General features: G+C 35.9%; 10 protein-coding genes. 1 reads left to right on the plus strand and 9 read right to left on the minus strand.

Annotation, left to right across the window (positions count from 1 at the left end; all coding sequences use genetic code 11):
- Window positions 1-2 precede the first annotated feature (2 nt).
- Together ASE21_RS14725 and ASE21_RS14730 are read right to left on the minus strand one after the other, a co-directional pair.
- The gene (locus ASE21_RS14725; protein WP_057123447.1) at window positions 3-3,107 is read right to left on the minus strand and encodes a SusC/RagA family TonB-linked outer membrane protein; all 3,105 of its coding nucleotides are present in this window, start codon (window positions 3,105-3,107) and stop codon (window positions 3-5) included.
- A gap of 43 nt (window positions 3,108-3,150) precedes the next feature.
- Window positions 3,151-4,575, minus strand: a complete 1,425-nt coding sequence (locus tag ASE21_RS14730; RefSeq protein ID WP_057123448.1) for a glycoside hydrolase family 28 protein — start codon at window positions 4,573-4,575, stop codon at window positions 3,151-3,153.
- A 290-nt stretch (window positions 4,576-4,865) separates the two neighbouring features.
- Here ASE21_RS14730 and ASE21_RS14735 point away from each other — a divergent pair, with 290 nt between their 5' ends.
- Complete coding sequence (locus ASE21_RS14735) at window positions 4,866-5,894, plus strand: LacI family DNA-binding transcriptional regulator (protein WP_057123449.1); 1,029 nt, start codon at window positions 4,866-4,868, stop codon at window positions 5,892-5,894.
- A 77-nt stretch (window positions 5,895-5,971) separates the two neighbouring features.
- Here ASE21_RS14735 and ASE21_RS14740 read toward each other — a convergent pair whose 3' ends face one another.
- The 7 genes from ASE21_RS14740 to kduI form a co-directional block, all read right to left on the minus strand.
- A complete protein-coding gene (locus ASE21_RS14740) occupies window positions 5,972-7,594 on the minus strand; it encodes a UxaA family hydrolase (RefSeq protein WP_057123450.1) in 1,623 nt (540 codons plus the stop codon).
- A gap of 32 nt (window positions 7,595-7,626) precedes the next feature.
- The gene (locus ASE21_RS14745) at window positions 7,627-9,075 is read right to left on the minus strand and encodes a tagaturonate reductase (protein ID WP_057123451.1); all 1,449 of its coding nucleotides are present in this window, start codon (window positions 9,073-9,075) and stop codon (window positions 7,627-7,629) included.
- 206 nt (window positions 9,076-9,281) lie between these two features.
- Complete coding sequence (locus ASE21_RS14750; protein ID WP_057123452.1) at window positions 9,282-9,950, minus strand: bifunctional 4-hydroxy-2-oxoglutarate aldolase/2-dehydro-3-deoxy-phosphogluconate aldolase; 669 nt, start codon at window positions 9,948-9,950, stop codon at window positions 9,282-9,284.
- 10 nt (window positions 9,951-9,960) lie between these two features.
- Window positions 9,961-10,983 carry a sugar kinase gene (locus ASE21_RS14755; protein WP_057123453.1) on the minus strand — a complete coding sequence of 341 codons (1,023 nt, stop codon included), beginning with the start codon at window positions 10,981-10,983 and terminating at the stop codon, window positions 9,961-9,963.
- Between the two features lie 191 nt (window positions 10,984-11,174).
- On the minus strand, window positions 11,175-12,581 hold the full coding sequence (gene uxaC, locus ASE21_RS14760; RefSeq protein WP_057123454.1) for a glucuronate isomerase: 1,407 nt from the start codon (window positions 12,579-12,581) through the stop codon (window positions 11,175-11,177).
- Between the two features lie 23 nt (window positions 12,582-12,604).
- Window positions 12,605-13,396, minus strand: coding sequence for a gluconate 5-dehydrogenase (locus ASE21_RS14765; RefSeq protein WP_057123455.1), 792 nt, complete (start codon window positions 13,394-13,396; stop codon window positions 12,605-12,607).
- Window positions 13,397-13,400: 4 nt separating this feature from the next.
- Complete coding sequence (gene kduI, locus ASE21_RS14770; RefSeq protein WP_082603484.1) at window positions 13,401-14,240, minus strand: 5-dehydro-4-deoxy-D-glucuronate isomerase; 840 nt, start codon at window positions 14,238-14,240, stop codon at window positions 13,401-13,403.
- Window positions 14,241-14,289 lie beyond the last annotated feature (49 nt).

The raw sequence follows: 14,289 nt of genomic DNA on the forward strand, positions 1-14,289 counted from the left end.
TATTAAAATTTAACACTTAATCCCAATTGTGTAGTTACAGATGCCGGACGGTTTACTCCAAAAGGAGAAGCTGCCCATTCCGGATCATATCCGTCAAAGCTGGTAAATACAAACGGGTCTAAAACATTCACATAAATTCTCAAATTACTGATTTTAAGCTTTTTCAATAATTCAGGACTCAATGTGTAACCTAAAGATATATTTTTGATTTTCACATAAGAAACATCTCTGTAGTAAGCAAATAATGAAGTCCAATACGCTCCTGCTCCGGTTGCAACCGGCCCGGGTCTTGGGTTTGTATTATTTGCATTGGCCTCAATACCGGCACTGTTTGTTGGAATAAAATAATCCATGGCCAGTTTTTGACGGCCTCTGTCGCTTACATCGGCAAAGTTTTGGTGAAAAGTACTCAAAACCGTCTGCCCCTGACTTGTCAATATTGAAAAATTAAAATCGAAATTACCAACAGTCAGTTTAGAATATAAACTTCCCTGCCATTCCGGATTTGCATTTCCAATTACAGTTCTGTCATCCTGATTAAATTTACCGTCATTGTTTAAATCCTTTGGTCTGGCCTGTCCCGGAGCTTGTCCGTAAGAGGCTGCAAGCGCTGCTTCGCTTTCCTGCCACACACCATCATAAACATAATTGTAATTTGGGTTTAACTCTGAACCCAAAATTAATTTATTACCAATATCACTTACCTTATCCTGATTGTAAATTGACTCTAGTTTGTTTACGTTTTTAGTAAAAGTAAAAGTCGTTTCCCAATTTACTTTTTCACTTTTGATGTTTTTTGTAGTTAACAACACCTCAACTCCTTTGTTGCTCACAGATCCTACATTGGCAAAAGTATTTTTCCAGCCGCTTTCTGCCGGCAATTGCTGTTTGTAAATTAATTTATCCGATAATCTGTCATAAACATCAACACTTCCGGAAATCCTGTTTTGCAGGAAACCATAATCAAGACCAAAGTTCAATTCGCGGGTTTTTTCCCAGGTTAAATCCTGATTGGCCAGATTTTCAGACTGCCATCCCGAAACTACATTTGCCCCGTTTGCATAAAATGTCTGCTGGTTTAATAAAGCCTGAGACGTGTAAGGCGCTACGTTATCATTACCTGTATAACCTAAACTCGCTCGAAGTTTTAAATCTGATATTACAGTACTATTGGCTAAGAAAGATTCTTTGTTAATTTTCCATCCTAATGCTACAGATGGGAAACTCTGCCATTTATTTCCTTCAGATAAAACAGAAGAACCGTCCCATCTTGTAGAAGCTGTCAATAAATATTTGTCTTTAAAAGTATAATTTAAACGAACCGCATACGAACTCAAAGTATTTTTTTGGTATCCTGAACTGATGTTATAACTGGTTTGCACTCCAGATCCCATATTGTCTGATCCAACATCAAAAGGCTGATTGTTTGAATATAAATAAGAAGTCTCATCAACATTTGAATACAAACTCTGCAGTAATAAAACGCTAAAATCATGTACTTCTCTAAAAGTATGTTTCAGGTCAATTTGATTATCCCAAGTGTAATTGAAGTTATTGAAGTTTTTAATCGATGCCGAATTTTTTCCGTTTAATGTAACTCCTGCATTGGTCTGTGCACCATATGAAGCACTTGTAACAGTATTTTCTATACCAGCAGAAAATGTTGTTTTAAACGAAAGCCATTTTAAAGCCTGATATTGAAAGAAAACATTTCCAACGGTCTGCCATGTTTTTTCTCTTTGTGATGAATTGGCAATTTCCATTAACGGATTTACAGTACTCGTTTTATTAATGGCCCATGAACCGTTTGGGTAAGTTAATTTTCCCGGAAGGAAAAATAAAGTTCCTATTTTTTCATTTCCATCAGCGTCAATTGCCCACGGAGACATTAATGGACTCAACCTAAAAGCGTCCTGCATGGCTAAATCACTTCCTAACTGCGTATCAACACGGGCAATAGTGACATTGGCACCTGTTGTAAATTTGTCATTTATTTTATGATTTAATCCTAACTTAAAAGAATATTTATCTGTTCCGTCGTTTTCAATAAGTCCTTCATCACTTTGAATTCCGAATCCAAGGTTGTAACTCAAACCAGAATCTGAACGTCCTGTAACGTTTAAATAATTATTTTGAGTCATTCCTGTTTTCAGCACAGCATCTGCCCAGTCAAAATTATAACCGCTGTTGGCTCTTGAAACTAATAACGGACTTTGATTTCCTGCCAATGCAGCAAGCTGAGCCGGAGTCTGTGTTGTTGGTACTGCACTCATATAAGCAACCTGATGAAATTTCCACCATTCTTCTCCGCTCATCATTTTTGGCATTCTTGCTGCAGTTTTAGTCCCATACGAAGAATCAAAAGTGACATTAATACCGGATTTTACATTTGCACCGCTTTTGGTTGTAACAATGATAACACCGCTTGCTCCTCTTGAACCATAAATTGCTGCTGACGAAGCGTCTTTCAGTACATCCATTCTTGCAATATCCTGCGGATTTAGGAAATCAATATTTTCAACAGGAACGCCATCCACTACATACAATGGAGATGATCCTACTAATGAATTATTTCCTCTAATAACCACTTTGAATCCGTCTCCGGAACGTCCTGAACTCGATGAAATCTGAACTCCGGGCGTACTTCCCTGAATAGCTTCTAGTGGACTAGTGGTATTTCTTTCTGTAATTACTGCCGCACTAATCGTACTCACAGAACCTGTAAGATCTGTTTTCTTTACAGAACCATATCCTACCACGACAACTTCATTTAAGGAATTGGATTGTTCTGCAAGACTAACATTGATTGTTGTTTTTCCGGCAACACTGACTTCTTGTGTTTGAAAACCTAGATAACTGATAATTAAAACCGCTTTATTATTGGTAACGTTTATTTTAAAGCTGCCTTCAAAATCTGTTGAAGTTCCGTTTTTGGTTCCTTTTTCCTGAATATTAACACCTGGCAGTGATAATCCTGACGCATCGGTAATTTTTCCCTCTACTACAGAAGACTGCGCATATATTGTATTGCTCAGCAGGAAATTCAGGAAAAATAAAAATACAAGATTGTATTTTATTTTTTTCTTTAATGATTGTTTAATTTTCATAAGTGGTTTAGTGGTTTGGTTAAATGATAGTTACTACTTTTATTTATTCTGTTTTTTTTCCATTGATATAAGTATTTATAAAATTGATATTTTTCACATTTTTTAATAAATAGACCGAGTCTACTTTTTGAATTTTGACATTTTTAAGTGTAATGTTTTCTACCGGCGATTCTTCGTAACCTTCTGCCCAGACACTGTACTTTCCACCATTTTTTACATTGACATTTTCCAGGCTGATGTTTCTGACAGTTGGTATAAAGTTTCCTGTCTGCGAACCGTAAACGTTGTAAAACATTGTTACAAGCAAAACACATTCTTTTACAGTTCCCACTTCAAGATTTCTTACATAGACATTTTCGATAACTCCCCCGCGTTTTGAATTGGTTTTTATTCGAATGGCACGATCCAGATTGGGACTGTCCATGACACAGTTTTCTACAAAAACATTATTTACCCCGGCAGAAATCTCGCTCCCAATTACAACGCCGCCGTGGCCGTCAATCATTTTACAGTTTTGAACCACAATATTTTTACTCGGAACTGCCACTCTTCTTCCATCGGCATCACGGCCGGATTTAATTGCAATACAGTCATCTCCGGTATTAAAAGTGCAGTTTTTAATTATTACATTTTGCGAATATTCAGGGTCGCAGCCGTCATTATTGGGACCGTGGCTGTTTACCGTTACACCGTCAATAATAATATTGTTTGTTTTTATGGGGTGAAGAATCCAAAAAGGAGAATTAATCACTTTTATATCTTTGACCAAAACGGTATTGCATTCAAAAAATTCAATAAAATTCGGTCTCAGGTATCTTCCATCTCCAAAAATTCTTTCTGCAATCGGAATTCTTTTTTCAGCCATATCCACCAATACCTCACGATTTGTTGGATCGTTTTGAGACGGAATTCCCTTTTTCCATCCATACCCTTTTCCACCGGACCAAATCCACCAATTAGTGTTGTCTGCCTGACCGTTTAAAGTTCCTTTTCCGGTAACGGCAACATTAGTTTTATTTTTTGCATAGATTAGAGGGGAATAATTCATGAGTTCTGTCCCTTCCCAGGAAGTATGAACTATTGGATAATCTTTTGGGTTAAGACTAAAAAGAATTTCTGCCTTATCTTCTAAATGCAGATTTATATTGCTTTCTAGGTGAATTGCTCCGGTAAGATATATTCCATTCGGAACTAAAACTTTTCCGCCCCCATTTTCTGAACAGGCTTTAATTGCTTTTGCAAACGCTGCTGTATTCAAAGTTTTACCATCAGCAACAGCTCCAAAATCATTTATATTATAGGTTTTATCCTGAAATTTGGTTTGAGGAAGACTTTTAATAGTTGATTCCATAATTTTCCAAGGATCAGATTCAGAAACAGCTGTAACTTTTTTAGAGCATGATATGGTCAAACCAACCATTATGGTAAAAAAAACAGTTCTGTATGCCCTAACCTTGTCTGCAGCCATGTGTATGGAATTTATAGTTAAACAAACGAAAAACGCTAATAATCATGTAATCGATTACACGAAATTAGAAAATATGTTCCATCCAGCCAAATTTATTTAGAAATAAATTGTATTTTTAATTTTTATTAAGAATTATAATTACATTTAATGCAAAAAATATTATAATTTATTATCATTGTAGAATATAAAACGTTGTAGTAAGCTGCTATGGTAATCGATAACATTAAGTATCAGATTATATAAAAAAAATGTATTTTTGTCAAAGAATTTAACTTGTAAAACCCTTTTTAATGAGCGAAAAAGTAACCATTTATGATATTGCTGAGAAATTGAATATCACTGCAGCTACTGTTTCCAGAGCGTTGAACAACAACCCGAAGATTAAAGAAAGTACTCGTGAGTTGGTTATCAAAACTGCTGCCTCAATGAACTACAAGCAAAACAAGCTTGCTTTAGCATTAAAAAGCGGCCGTAGTAATAATATTGGTGTAATTGTACCCCGTATAGACAGTAATTTTTTTGCCTCTGTAATCAGAGGAATTGAAGAGGAACTGCATCCGCATGGTTATCAGGTTATTATTTGCCAGACGCATGAAAGCAAAAAAAGAGAAAACGAAAATTTATATACTTTAATAGATGCCCAGGTTGACGGAATTTTAATGTCTGTAACTGATGTAACTGATGAAAATGACGGTGCATTTCAGTATGTACTGCAAAAGAACGTCCCGCTGATTTTTTTCGACAGAAGCAAACATATTGAAGGTGTAAGTTCTGTAACGATAAACGATTTCAGAGGCGGCTATTTAACTACCAAACATTTAATAAACGAAGGATGTAGAAAAATTGCACATTTCTCCGGAGATCAGTCCTTAGAGATTTTCAAAAACAGGTTTTTAGGCTACAAACAGGCTTTATTAGATCACGGAATAGATTTTAAAGAAGAATATGTTATTTATACAAAAAGTGCCGTAGAAGCCGGAAAAGAAGCAGTTGATAAACTGTTACAGTTAGAAACTCCTCCTGACGCTATCTTTTCTGCGAGTGATTTTGCTGCATTGGGTGCCATTCAGGAATTAAAAGAAAGAAATATCAGTATCCCGAAAGAATTTTGTGTAGCCGGTTTTAGTAACGAACCTTTTACTAAGTTTATGGAGCTGTCGATTACTTCTGTAGATCAGTCACCGCTTGAAATGGGTAAAATGTCAGCCCGTGTTTTCCTGGAGCAGGTTGACAAAACAGATACTATAAAAATCGAAAAAAAGGTAGTTCTTGCCCCTGAACTGCATATTCGCAAATCTTCTTCCCGAACTAACTTTTAAACATTAAAAGATTAATACCTTAATGACAAAAAAAAGACGCACTGCTGTGCGTCTCTACATTATATTTTAAATTCTTTTTATAAAGAAACTCCTCTTTTCCAAGGAATAAAATCGTTTTGATTTAAAAGTGCTGCTTTGGTTTTAATTGTTCCGCTGGCAACATCAATAATAAATTCTAACATTTCATCTGCCATTTCATCAATTGATTTTTCTCCGGTGATAATTCCACCTGTATCAATATCAATGATATCAGACATTTTGTTGGCTAATTGTGTGTTGGAGGAAATTTTTACAACCGGTGCGATCGGGTTTCCTGTCGGAGTTCCTAAACCTGTTGTAAACAATACCATATTCGCTCCTGAACCCACCATTGCCGTTGTACACTCAACATCATTTCCTGGTGTACAAAGTAAAGTTAAACCTGGTTTTGTAATGTATTCACCGTAGTCAAAAACTCCTGTAATTGGCGAAGTTCCTCCTTTTTTAGCAGCACCTGCAGATTTCATTGCATCTGTAATCAAACCATCTTTGATGTTTCCCGGAGAAGGATTCATATCAAATCCTGAACCTGCATCAACAACTGTTTTTTCATACCACTGCATTAAATCAAGGAAACGTTTTCCGCTTTCATCTTCAACGCATCTGTTTACCAATTCCTGTTCAACACCACATAATTCCGGAAATTCAGAAAGAATTGTTGTGCCGCCTAAAGCCGCTAATAAATCTGAAGTCACACCTAAAGTCGGGTTTGCAGAAATTCCTGAAAAACCGTCAGATCCACCGCACTCTAAACCAATTCTTAGTTTTGATAATGGAGCAGGTTCTCTTTTTATTTCGTTTGCTTTTTTAATGGCTTCAAAAGTATCTTTTACAACACTGCTTAACATTGTTTCAATTGTTCCGATAGATTGCTGGTCGTAAATTAAAACCGGCTTTTTACTATTTGGATTAATGGCATCTAAAGCATCTTTGAAGATCTGGATCTGAAGATTTTGACATCCTAAACTTAAAACTGTTGCCCCGGCAACATTGGGATTATTTACATATCCGGCCAATAATTTAGCCAGACTATGAGAATCCTGACGGATTCCGCCGCAGCCGCCTTGGTGCGTAATAAATTTAACTTCAATATTATTGAACAAATTAGCGTCGTTTGAAGCTTCCTGATTTCCTGCTCCTCCCGTTTCTGATTTTACTAAAGAACGAAGCAATAATTGATAATCGTTTTCTTTTGGTTTCATTAATTCCTTTTCAAAAATATCTTTTAAAATTTCAATATTTCTGTTTTCACAAAAAACCAAAGGAAAAAACAACCATACATTCTCAGTTCCAACCTGTCCGTCTTCTCTGTGATAGCCCTGCCATGTTCTGTCTTTCCATTTGTCAATATTGGGAGCAGTCCAGCCAATCGTTTCTGTTTTACCGGTGACTTTATCACTTTCGTGTTTTACATTTGCAGTAGAAAGCAATCCACCTCTTTCGATTCTGGCACTTGCCTTCCCTACCAAAACTCCGTACATAATGATTCTGTCTCCTACATTAAAAGGAACCATTGCAATCTTATGTTTCATTTTTACATCTGTCTCAACCGTAACTGATTCTCCCTCGAAATCAATTACTTCGCCAGCTGTAAGGTTCACCAGTGCAACCGCAACATTGTCGGTTGGATGAACTTTTATTAATTTTTTCTGCGTTGCCATAACCCTCGATCTTTGTTCTTTTTGTTTTCTTTTTATTTTATTCTTTCCTGGAATTTAGCAAAACCAGCTTCAATACCGTTTGCATCAATTTCTTCCAAAGCAATTGTTATTGCATTTGTTAATGACGGAATCTCCGTTAAATCTTCATCCCAGAAACTTTTGTTCTGCAAAGTAAGCCTTGCAATTTTTTCATAATCGTCTGATGTCCATAAGCCATCAAAAAATGCAACTATATCCTCACTGTCATTTACAGGTAAACTCTGACCGTTCCACGTTCCTTTATAGAAACGAATTAAAGCGGCAAATGCATAAGTTAAATGAACCGGAAGTTTTTTGTGGATTTTTACATATTCTGTTAAACTTGGTAAAACGCGAACCTTAAATTTAGAAATAGAATTTAAAGCAATGGATGACAATAAATGTTTAATAAACGGATTTCTGAAACGGTCTAAGATTTCTTCAGAGAAACTTGCCAGTTCTTGCTTATCCATGTTTAAGGTTTCGTTGATTTCCTCAAAAACAGCTTTATTTATAAATTCTCCTGTAAAAGGATTATCAACGGTTTCTTTTACGGTTTCGTTGCCATAAAGTAATGAAAACGGCACCATAGCGGTATGCGCTCCATTTAAAATCCTTACCTTACGTGTTCTGTAAGGCTGCATGTCTTCTACAATTTTTACGTCAAGATCTGTTTTTTCAAACGGAAGTTTTGCTTTCAATTCGTCATCGCCTTCGATAACCCATAAAAAGAAAGTTTCGGCACTAACAATCAAATCATCTTTGTAATCTAACTGGCTGTTATATTCTTCAATTTGATCTTTAGGATATCCCGGAACAATTCTGTCTACTAATGTATTGTGGAAAGAACAGCTGTTTAAAATCCAGGAAACAAATTCCTGGCCTAATTTCCAATCTGTACAATATTTTAAAATAACTTCTTTTAAAGTATCTGAATTATAATTGATTAACTCACAAGGAATAATTGTTAATCCTTTATTATCAGCACCATTAAAATGTTTAAATCTTTCATACAAAAGTACGGTTAACTTTGCAGGGAAAGATACTGGAGGCTGCATAGAAGGCAGGTCTGAAGCAATATACTCGATTCCGGCTTCTGTTGTATTTGATATAATAAAAGCCAGTTCTTCTTCTTTGGCTAAAGCCAGATATTCCTGAAAAGAAGCATAAGGATCTACTGCTTTTACAATATTGGTAATCAATTCTTTTTCCTGAATTTCCTCACCTTTTTTTACACCTTTCATAAACAAAGTGTACAATCCGTCCTGTTCATTGATCATATTCACCAATCCTTTATCAATAGGCTGAACCACAGCAATTCCCGCATTAAAATCAGCTTCCTGATTTAATTTCTGAATTGCATATTCTACAAAAGCCCTCAAGAAATTACCTTCTCCAAACTGAACTATTTTAATTGGCAGTCTATTTGATAATTCTGAATTTGATCTGTTTATTTTTTCCATTTTAATTTTTACTTTAAAGTGTTATAAATAACCACTTAATACCTTATTGATCAATTTTATTACATTGTAAATGAAACATTACACTCGTAATAAATAAATCCTGCTGTGAGGAGTCACAAGATTTATCTGCAAGCGTAATGCTCAATTACAATCTCTAAAATCTAAAAAAACGCATCTAAATAAGGATTGGCATGATTACTCCTTATTTATTTTCTTATATTTTTTATGATGTCCAGAACCTGTTTTACCCTGGCGGTTAAACCATCGAAATCTTTATTGTCTAATATATCTTTTGAAATCAGCTGTGAACCTAAACCAACACAAGTTGCTCCGGCTTTTAACCATGAACTAAGACTTTCTTCTGTTGGATAAACACCTCCTGTAGGCATAATGCTTGTCCACGGACAAGGTCCTTTTATTGCTTTTATAAATTCAGGTCCGTAAGTATCTGCAGGAAATAATTTTACAATTTCACATCCTAATTCTTCTGCTCTGGCAATTTCTGAAAGCGTACCGCAGCCCGGCGACCATAATACTTTTCTTCGATTGCAGGCAATTGCAATATCTTCTCTAAAAACCGGTGTTACAATAAAATTGGCTCCCAAACTCATGTACAATGAAGTCGAAGCTGCATCTGTAACAGAACCAACTCCTAAAATCATTCCCGGAAGTTCTGCTAAAGCATATTTATTTAAAGCTCCAAAAACTTCATGGGCAAAATCACCACGACTCGTAAATTCCATTAATCTGGAACCGCCATCGTAACACGCTTTTAAAACTTGTTTACTTAATTCAATATCAGAATGAAAAAACAACGGTACCATTCCATTATCTTTCATTGTCTGCGCAACCTCTATTCTTGAATATTTTGCCATATTTCTATTATTATCTTGATACTAATGCAGAACCATCACCATCAATCATATTTTCAACTTCTTTTAATGTAACCAGATTGTAATCGCCTGCAATTGTATGTTTTAAACAACAGGCCGCCACTGCAAAATCTAATGCTCTCTGGTTGTTATTTTGATACTCTAATAATCCGTAAATCAATCCGCCCATAAAAGCATCGCCGCTCCCAACTCTGTCTACAACCGGTGTTACCTCTTTTACGGCAGCCTGATACAATGCTTTTCCGTCAAACAAAATACCTCCAATTCTTTGGTGTGAAGCACTTACTGAATAACGAAGTGTTGTCGCCGCCACTTTTAAATTAGGAATTAATTCAAACAGCTTTTCATATAAAACCGGAAGCGATTTCTCATCCTGATAATTAGGGTTTACTTTTGGAATTCCCAGCATGAAATAAGCGGTGTCGATATCTCCTAAAATTACATTGCTGTATTGGAGCATTTCAGGCATTACATTACTTGGCGTTTTACCATACTGCCAAAGTTTTGATCTGTAATTTAAGTCGCATGAAATTTTAATTCCTTTTTTATGGGCTGCTTTTATAGCTTCTAAACAAGCTTCTGCAGCGGTTTGAGAAATAGCCGGAGTAATACCGCTCCAGTGAAACCATTCGGCTCCTTCCAGAACTTTGTCCCAGTCTATTTGTCCTTTTTCAATAGTTGCCATCGCGCTGTGTGCACGATCGTACACAACATTGCTCCCTCGTGTCCCGGCTCCGGTTTCCAGAAAATAGATTCCTAAACGATCTCCTCCATACACTATATTTTGGGTTCCGACATTCATTTTTCGCATTTCCTTTAATGCAGATAAACCAATCTCGTTTTGAGGCAGTCTGGTAACAAATTCAGCATTTACACCATAATTTGCCAACGAAACACACACATTAAATTCACCGCCTCCGTATGTAGCACCAAATGCCGCAGACTGCGAAAAACGCAAATGTCTTTCTGTTGATAAACGCAGCATGATTTCTCCAAATGCAACTACTCTACTCATTTTTATATTTTTTTATTTTTACCATTAAGGCATTTTTGTTTTTAACATTAAGAGATTGAGAAAATTAAGCTTTACGTATTGTTTTCTTTGCTATTAAGTTTATTAAGCTCTTTTTCTTAATCTTCTTTTCAACATTAAGATCGGATTTCAAAAAAAACTTAATTTTCTTAATACCTTAATGGTTCAAAAAATTAAAATTTGAAATACTCTTTTGCGTTATTGTATGAGATGTCTGAAACTAATTTTCCAATCCATTCCATATCGTTTGGCAGTTCTCCTCTTTTGATTTCGTCTCCCAGAAGATTACACAAAATACGTCTGAAATATTCGTGTCTTGGAAATGATAAAAAGCTTCTTGAATCGGTAAGCATCCCAACGAAACAGCTGATTAATCCCATGTTTGAGAGGGCATTTAACTGCTTTGTCATTCCGTCTTTTTGGTCTAAAAACCACCATCCGGAACCAAATTGTACTTTTCCGCGAACGCTTCCGTCATTGAAATTTCCAATCATCGTGGCCATAACTTCATTATCGGCCGGATTTAAGTTATAAATGATTGTTTTAGTTAATTTATCTTTGCTGTCCAAAGCATTTAAAAAAGCGGATAATTTTTGTGCCTGCGGATAATCCCCGATAGAATCCCAGCCGGTATCCGGACCTAAGATTCTGTGCATACGTGCATTATTATTTCGCAATGCGCCTAAATGAAACTGCTGTACCCATCCAAATTCATGATACGTTTCGGATAAGAATAATAAAATTGCACTTTGGAATTTTAAAGCTTCTTCAGGAGACAACTCACCATTTTCTCTTTTCTTTTTAAATATTGCGTTAACTTCACTTTCTGTAAAGTTTTCAAAATCAATTTGATTTAAACCGTGATCACTTAATTTACAGCCATTTGCATTAAAGAATTCAATTCTTTTTCTTAAAGCAGATTGCAAATCGGCATATGTATTAATTGCATTTCCGGACACATCCCCTAATGTGTCCAGATATGCATTATAACCATCATTATTGATTAAGATGGCTTTATCAGGTCTGAAAGCCGTACTCATTTTAATACCAGTCGAATTGTTGGCGAATTTTTGGTGAAATTCTAAAGTATCGATCGGATCTTCTGTAGTACAAACTAATTCAGCTTTTACTTTTTTAAGAAGGTTTTGTGTGCTGTACGCCTGGGAATTAATTTTTTCCGTTGTTTCTATGTAAATTTTCTCAGCAGATTTTTCATTCAGCAGGTCGTAAATATCAAAATAACGCGCTAATTCTAAATGTGTCCAGTGATACAAAGGATTACGCATTGTATACGGAACTGTTTTTGCCCAGTTTAAGAACTTATCTTTATCTGAACCATTTCCCGTTACAAACTGTTCGTTGATTCCTAATGTACGCATTGCACGCCATTTGTAATGATCTCCGTTAATCCATACATTAGTGATATTATCAAAAATCTTATCCTCTGCAATAAACTGTGGATTTAAGTGATTGTGATAATCAATAATCGGCTGGTTTTTTGAGTAATTGTGATATAACTCTTCAGCATATTTATTTTCTAATAGAAAATTATCGTGTATGAATGTCTGATTCGCGCTCATGTTATTTTAATATATTTTTAGAATTATTCTTCGTTAGAAGGTTTTCCAATTGTTGCAAGGATTCCGCCGTCAACATATAAAATGTGTCCGTTTACAAAATCGCTTGCTTTGGATGATAAAAATATGGCAGCTCCGGCTAAATCTCCCGGATCACCCCATTTTGCAGCCGGTGTCCTGCTGATAATAAAATCGTTAAACGGATGTCCGTCAACTCTAATTGGTTTAGTTTGTTCTGTAGCAAAATATCCCGGGCCGATTCCGTTAATCTGAACATTGTATTTTGCCCATTCTGTTGCCATGTTTTTAGTCAGCATTTTTAAGCCTCCTTTTGCAGCTGCATAAGCAGAAACGGTGTTTCTTCCTAATTCGCTCATCATAGAACAAATGTTGATTATTTTTCCTTGTCTTCTTTCAATCATTCCTTTGGCAACATGCTTAGAAACGATAAACGGACTTACTAAATCAATATCAACCACTTCTCTGAAATCTGAAACTTCCATTTCCAAGAGTGGAATTCTTTTGATAATTCCAGCATTATTGATTAAAATATCGATTGGTCCTACTTCCTTTTGAATTTTCTGAACTGCTTCTGCAACTTCTTTCTCTTTTGTTACATTAAATCTGTAACCCACAGCCTTAATACCTTCGCTTTTTAATTCTGCCACGGCATCATCAATCTTTTGCTGAGAGGAATTACCGTTTACTACAATTGTTGCCCCGGCCTGACCTAATCCTTTTGCCATTGCCATTCCTAAGCCGTGGGTACTTCCTGTAATAAGGGCAACTTTTCCTTGTATGTCAAATAAATTTGTCATTTTCTTATCTTAAATGAGTGATTTTACAAACATCCATATCTCCGTAATCTAAATTTTCACCCGCCATTCCCCATATAAAAGTATAATTGCTGGTTCCTGAACCGGAGTGAATTGACCATGGCGGAGAAATAACCGCCTGATGATTATTCATCCAGATATGTCTTGTTTCCTGCGGCTGTCCCATAAAGTGGCAAACTGCCTGATCTTGTGGAATATCCAAATAAAAGTAAACTTCCATTCTACGATCGTGAACGTGAGCCGGCATGGTGTTCCAAACGCTTCCCGGTTTCAATTCCGTCATTCCCATTTGCAATTGGCAGGTGGTCACCACGCTACCAATAATCATTTGGTTTACGGTACGGTGATTTGCCGTTTCCATTGTTCCCAATTGTAATTTATTTGCTTCTGCTAAACTTACTTTTTTAGTTGGATAACTCGTGTGTGCCGGAGCAGAGTTTAAATAGAATTTAGCAGGATTGTTTTTGTCGTCACTTTTAAAAACTACATCTTTATTTCCAGCTCCGATATACAAAGCATCTTTAAAACCTAATTCATAATTTGTTCCTTCTACCACAACAGAACCGCTTCCACCAACATTTATAATTCCCAGTTCTCTTCTTTCTAAAAAATAAGGCGCCTTTAAAGGATCGATTTTTTCTAAAACCAAATCACCTTTTACCGGAACTGCAGAACCTGCAATATATCTGTCGTAATGAGAATAAACCAGTACGATTTCATCTTCCTGCATTAAATCATCAATTAAGAATTCTTCTCTCAATTGCTGAGTATCATACTTTTTCACTGCTTCAGGGCTTGACGCGTATCTTGAACTATATTTTGTCATAATTTTTATTTAATGTAATCGATTGCACAAAATTAATTTTTTATATTGA

Source organism: Flavobacterium sp. Root901 (genome assembly GCF_001429765.1).
In the GTDB taxonomy this organism is placed as follows: Bacteria; Bacteroidota; Bacteroidia; order Flavobacteriales; family Flavobacteriaceae; genus Flavobacterium.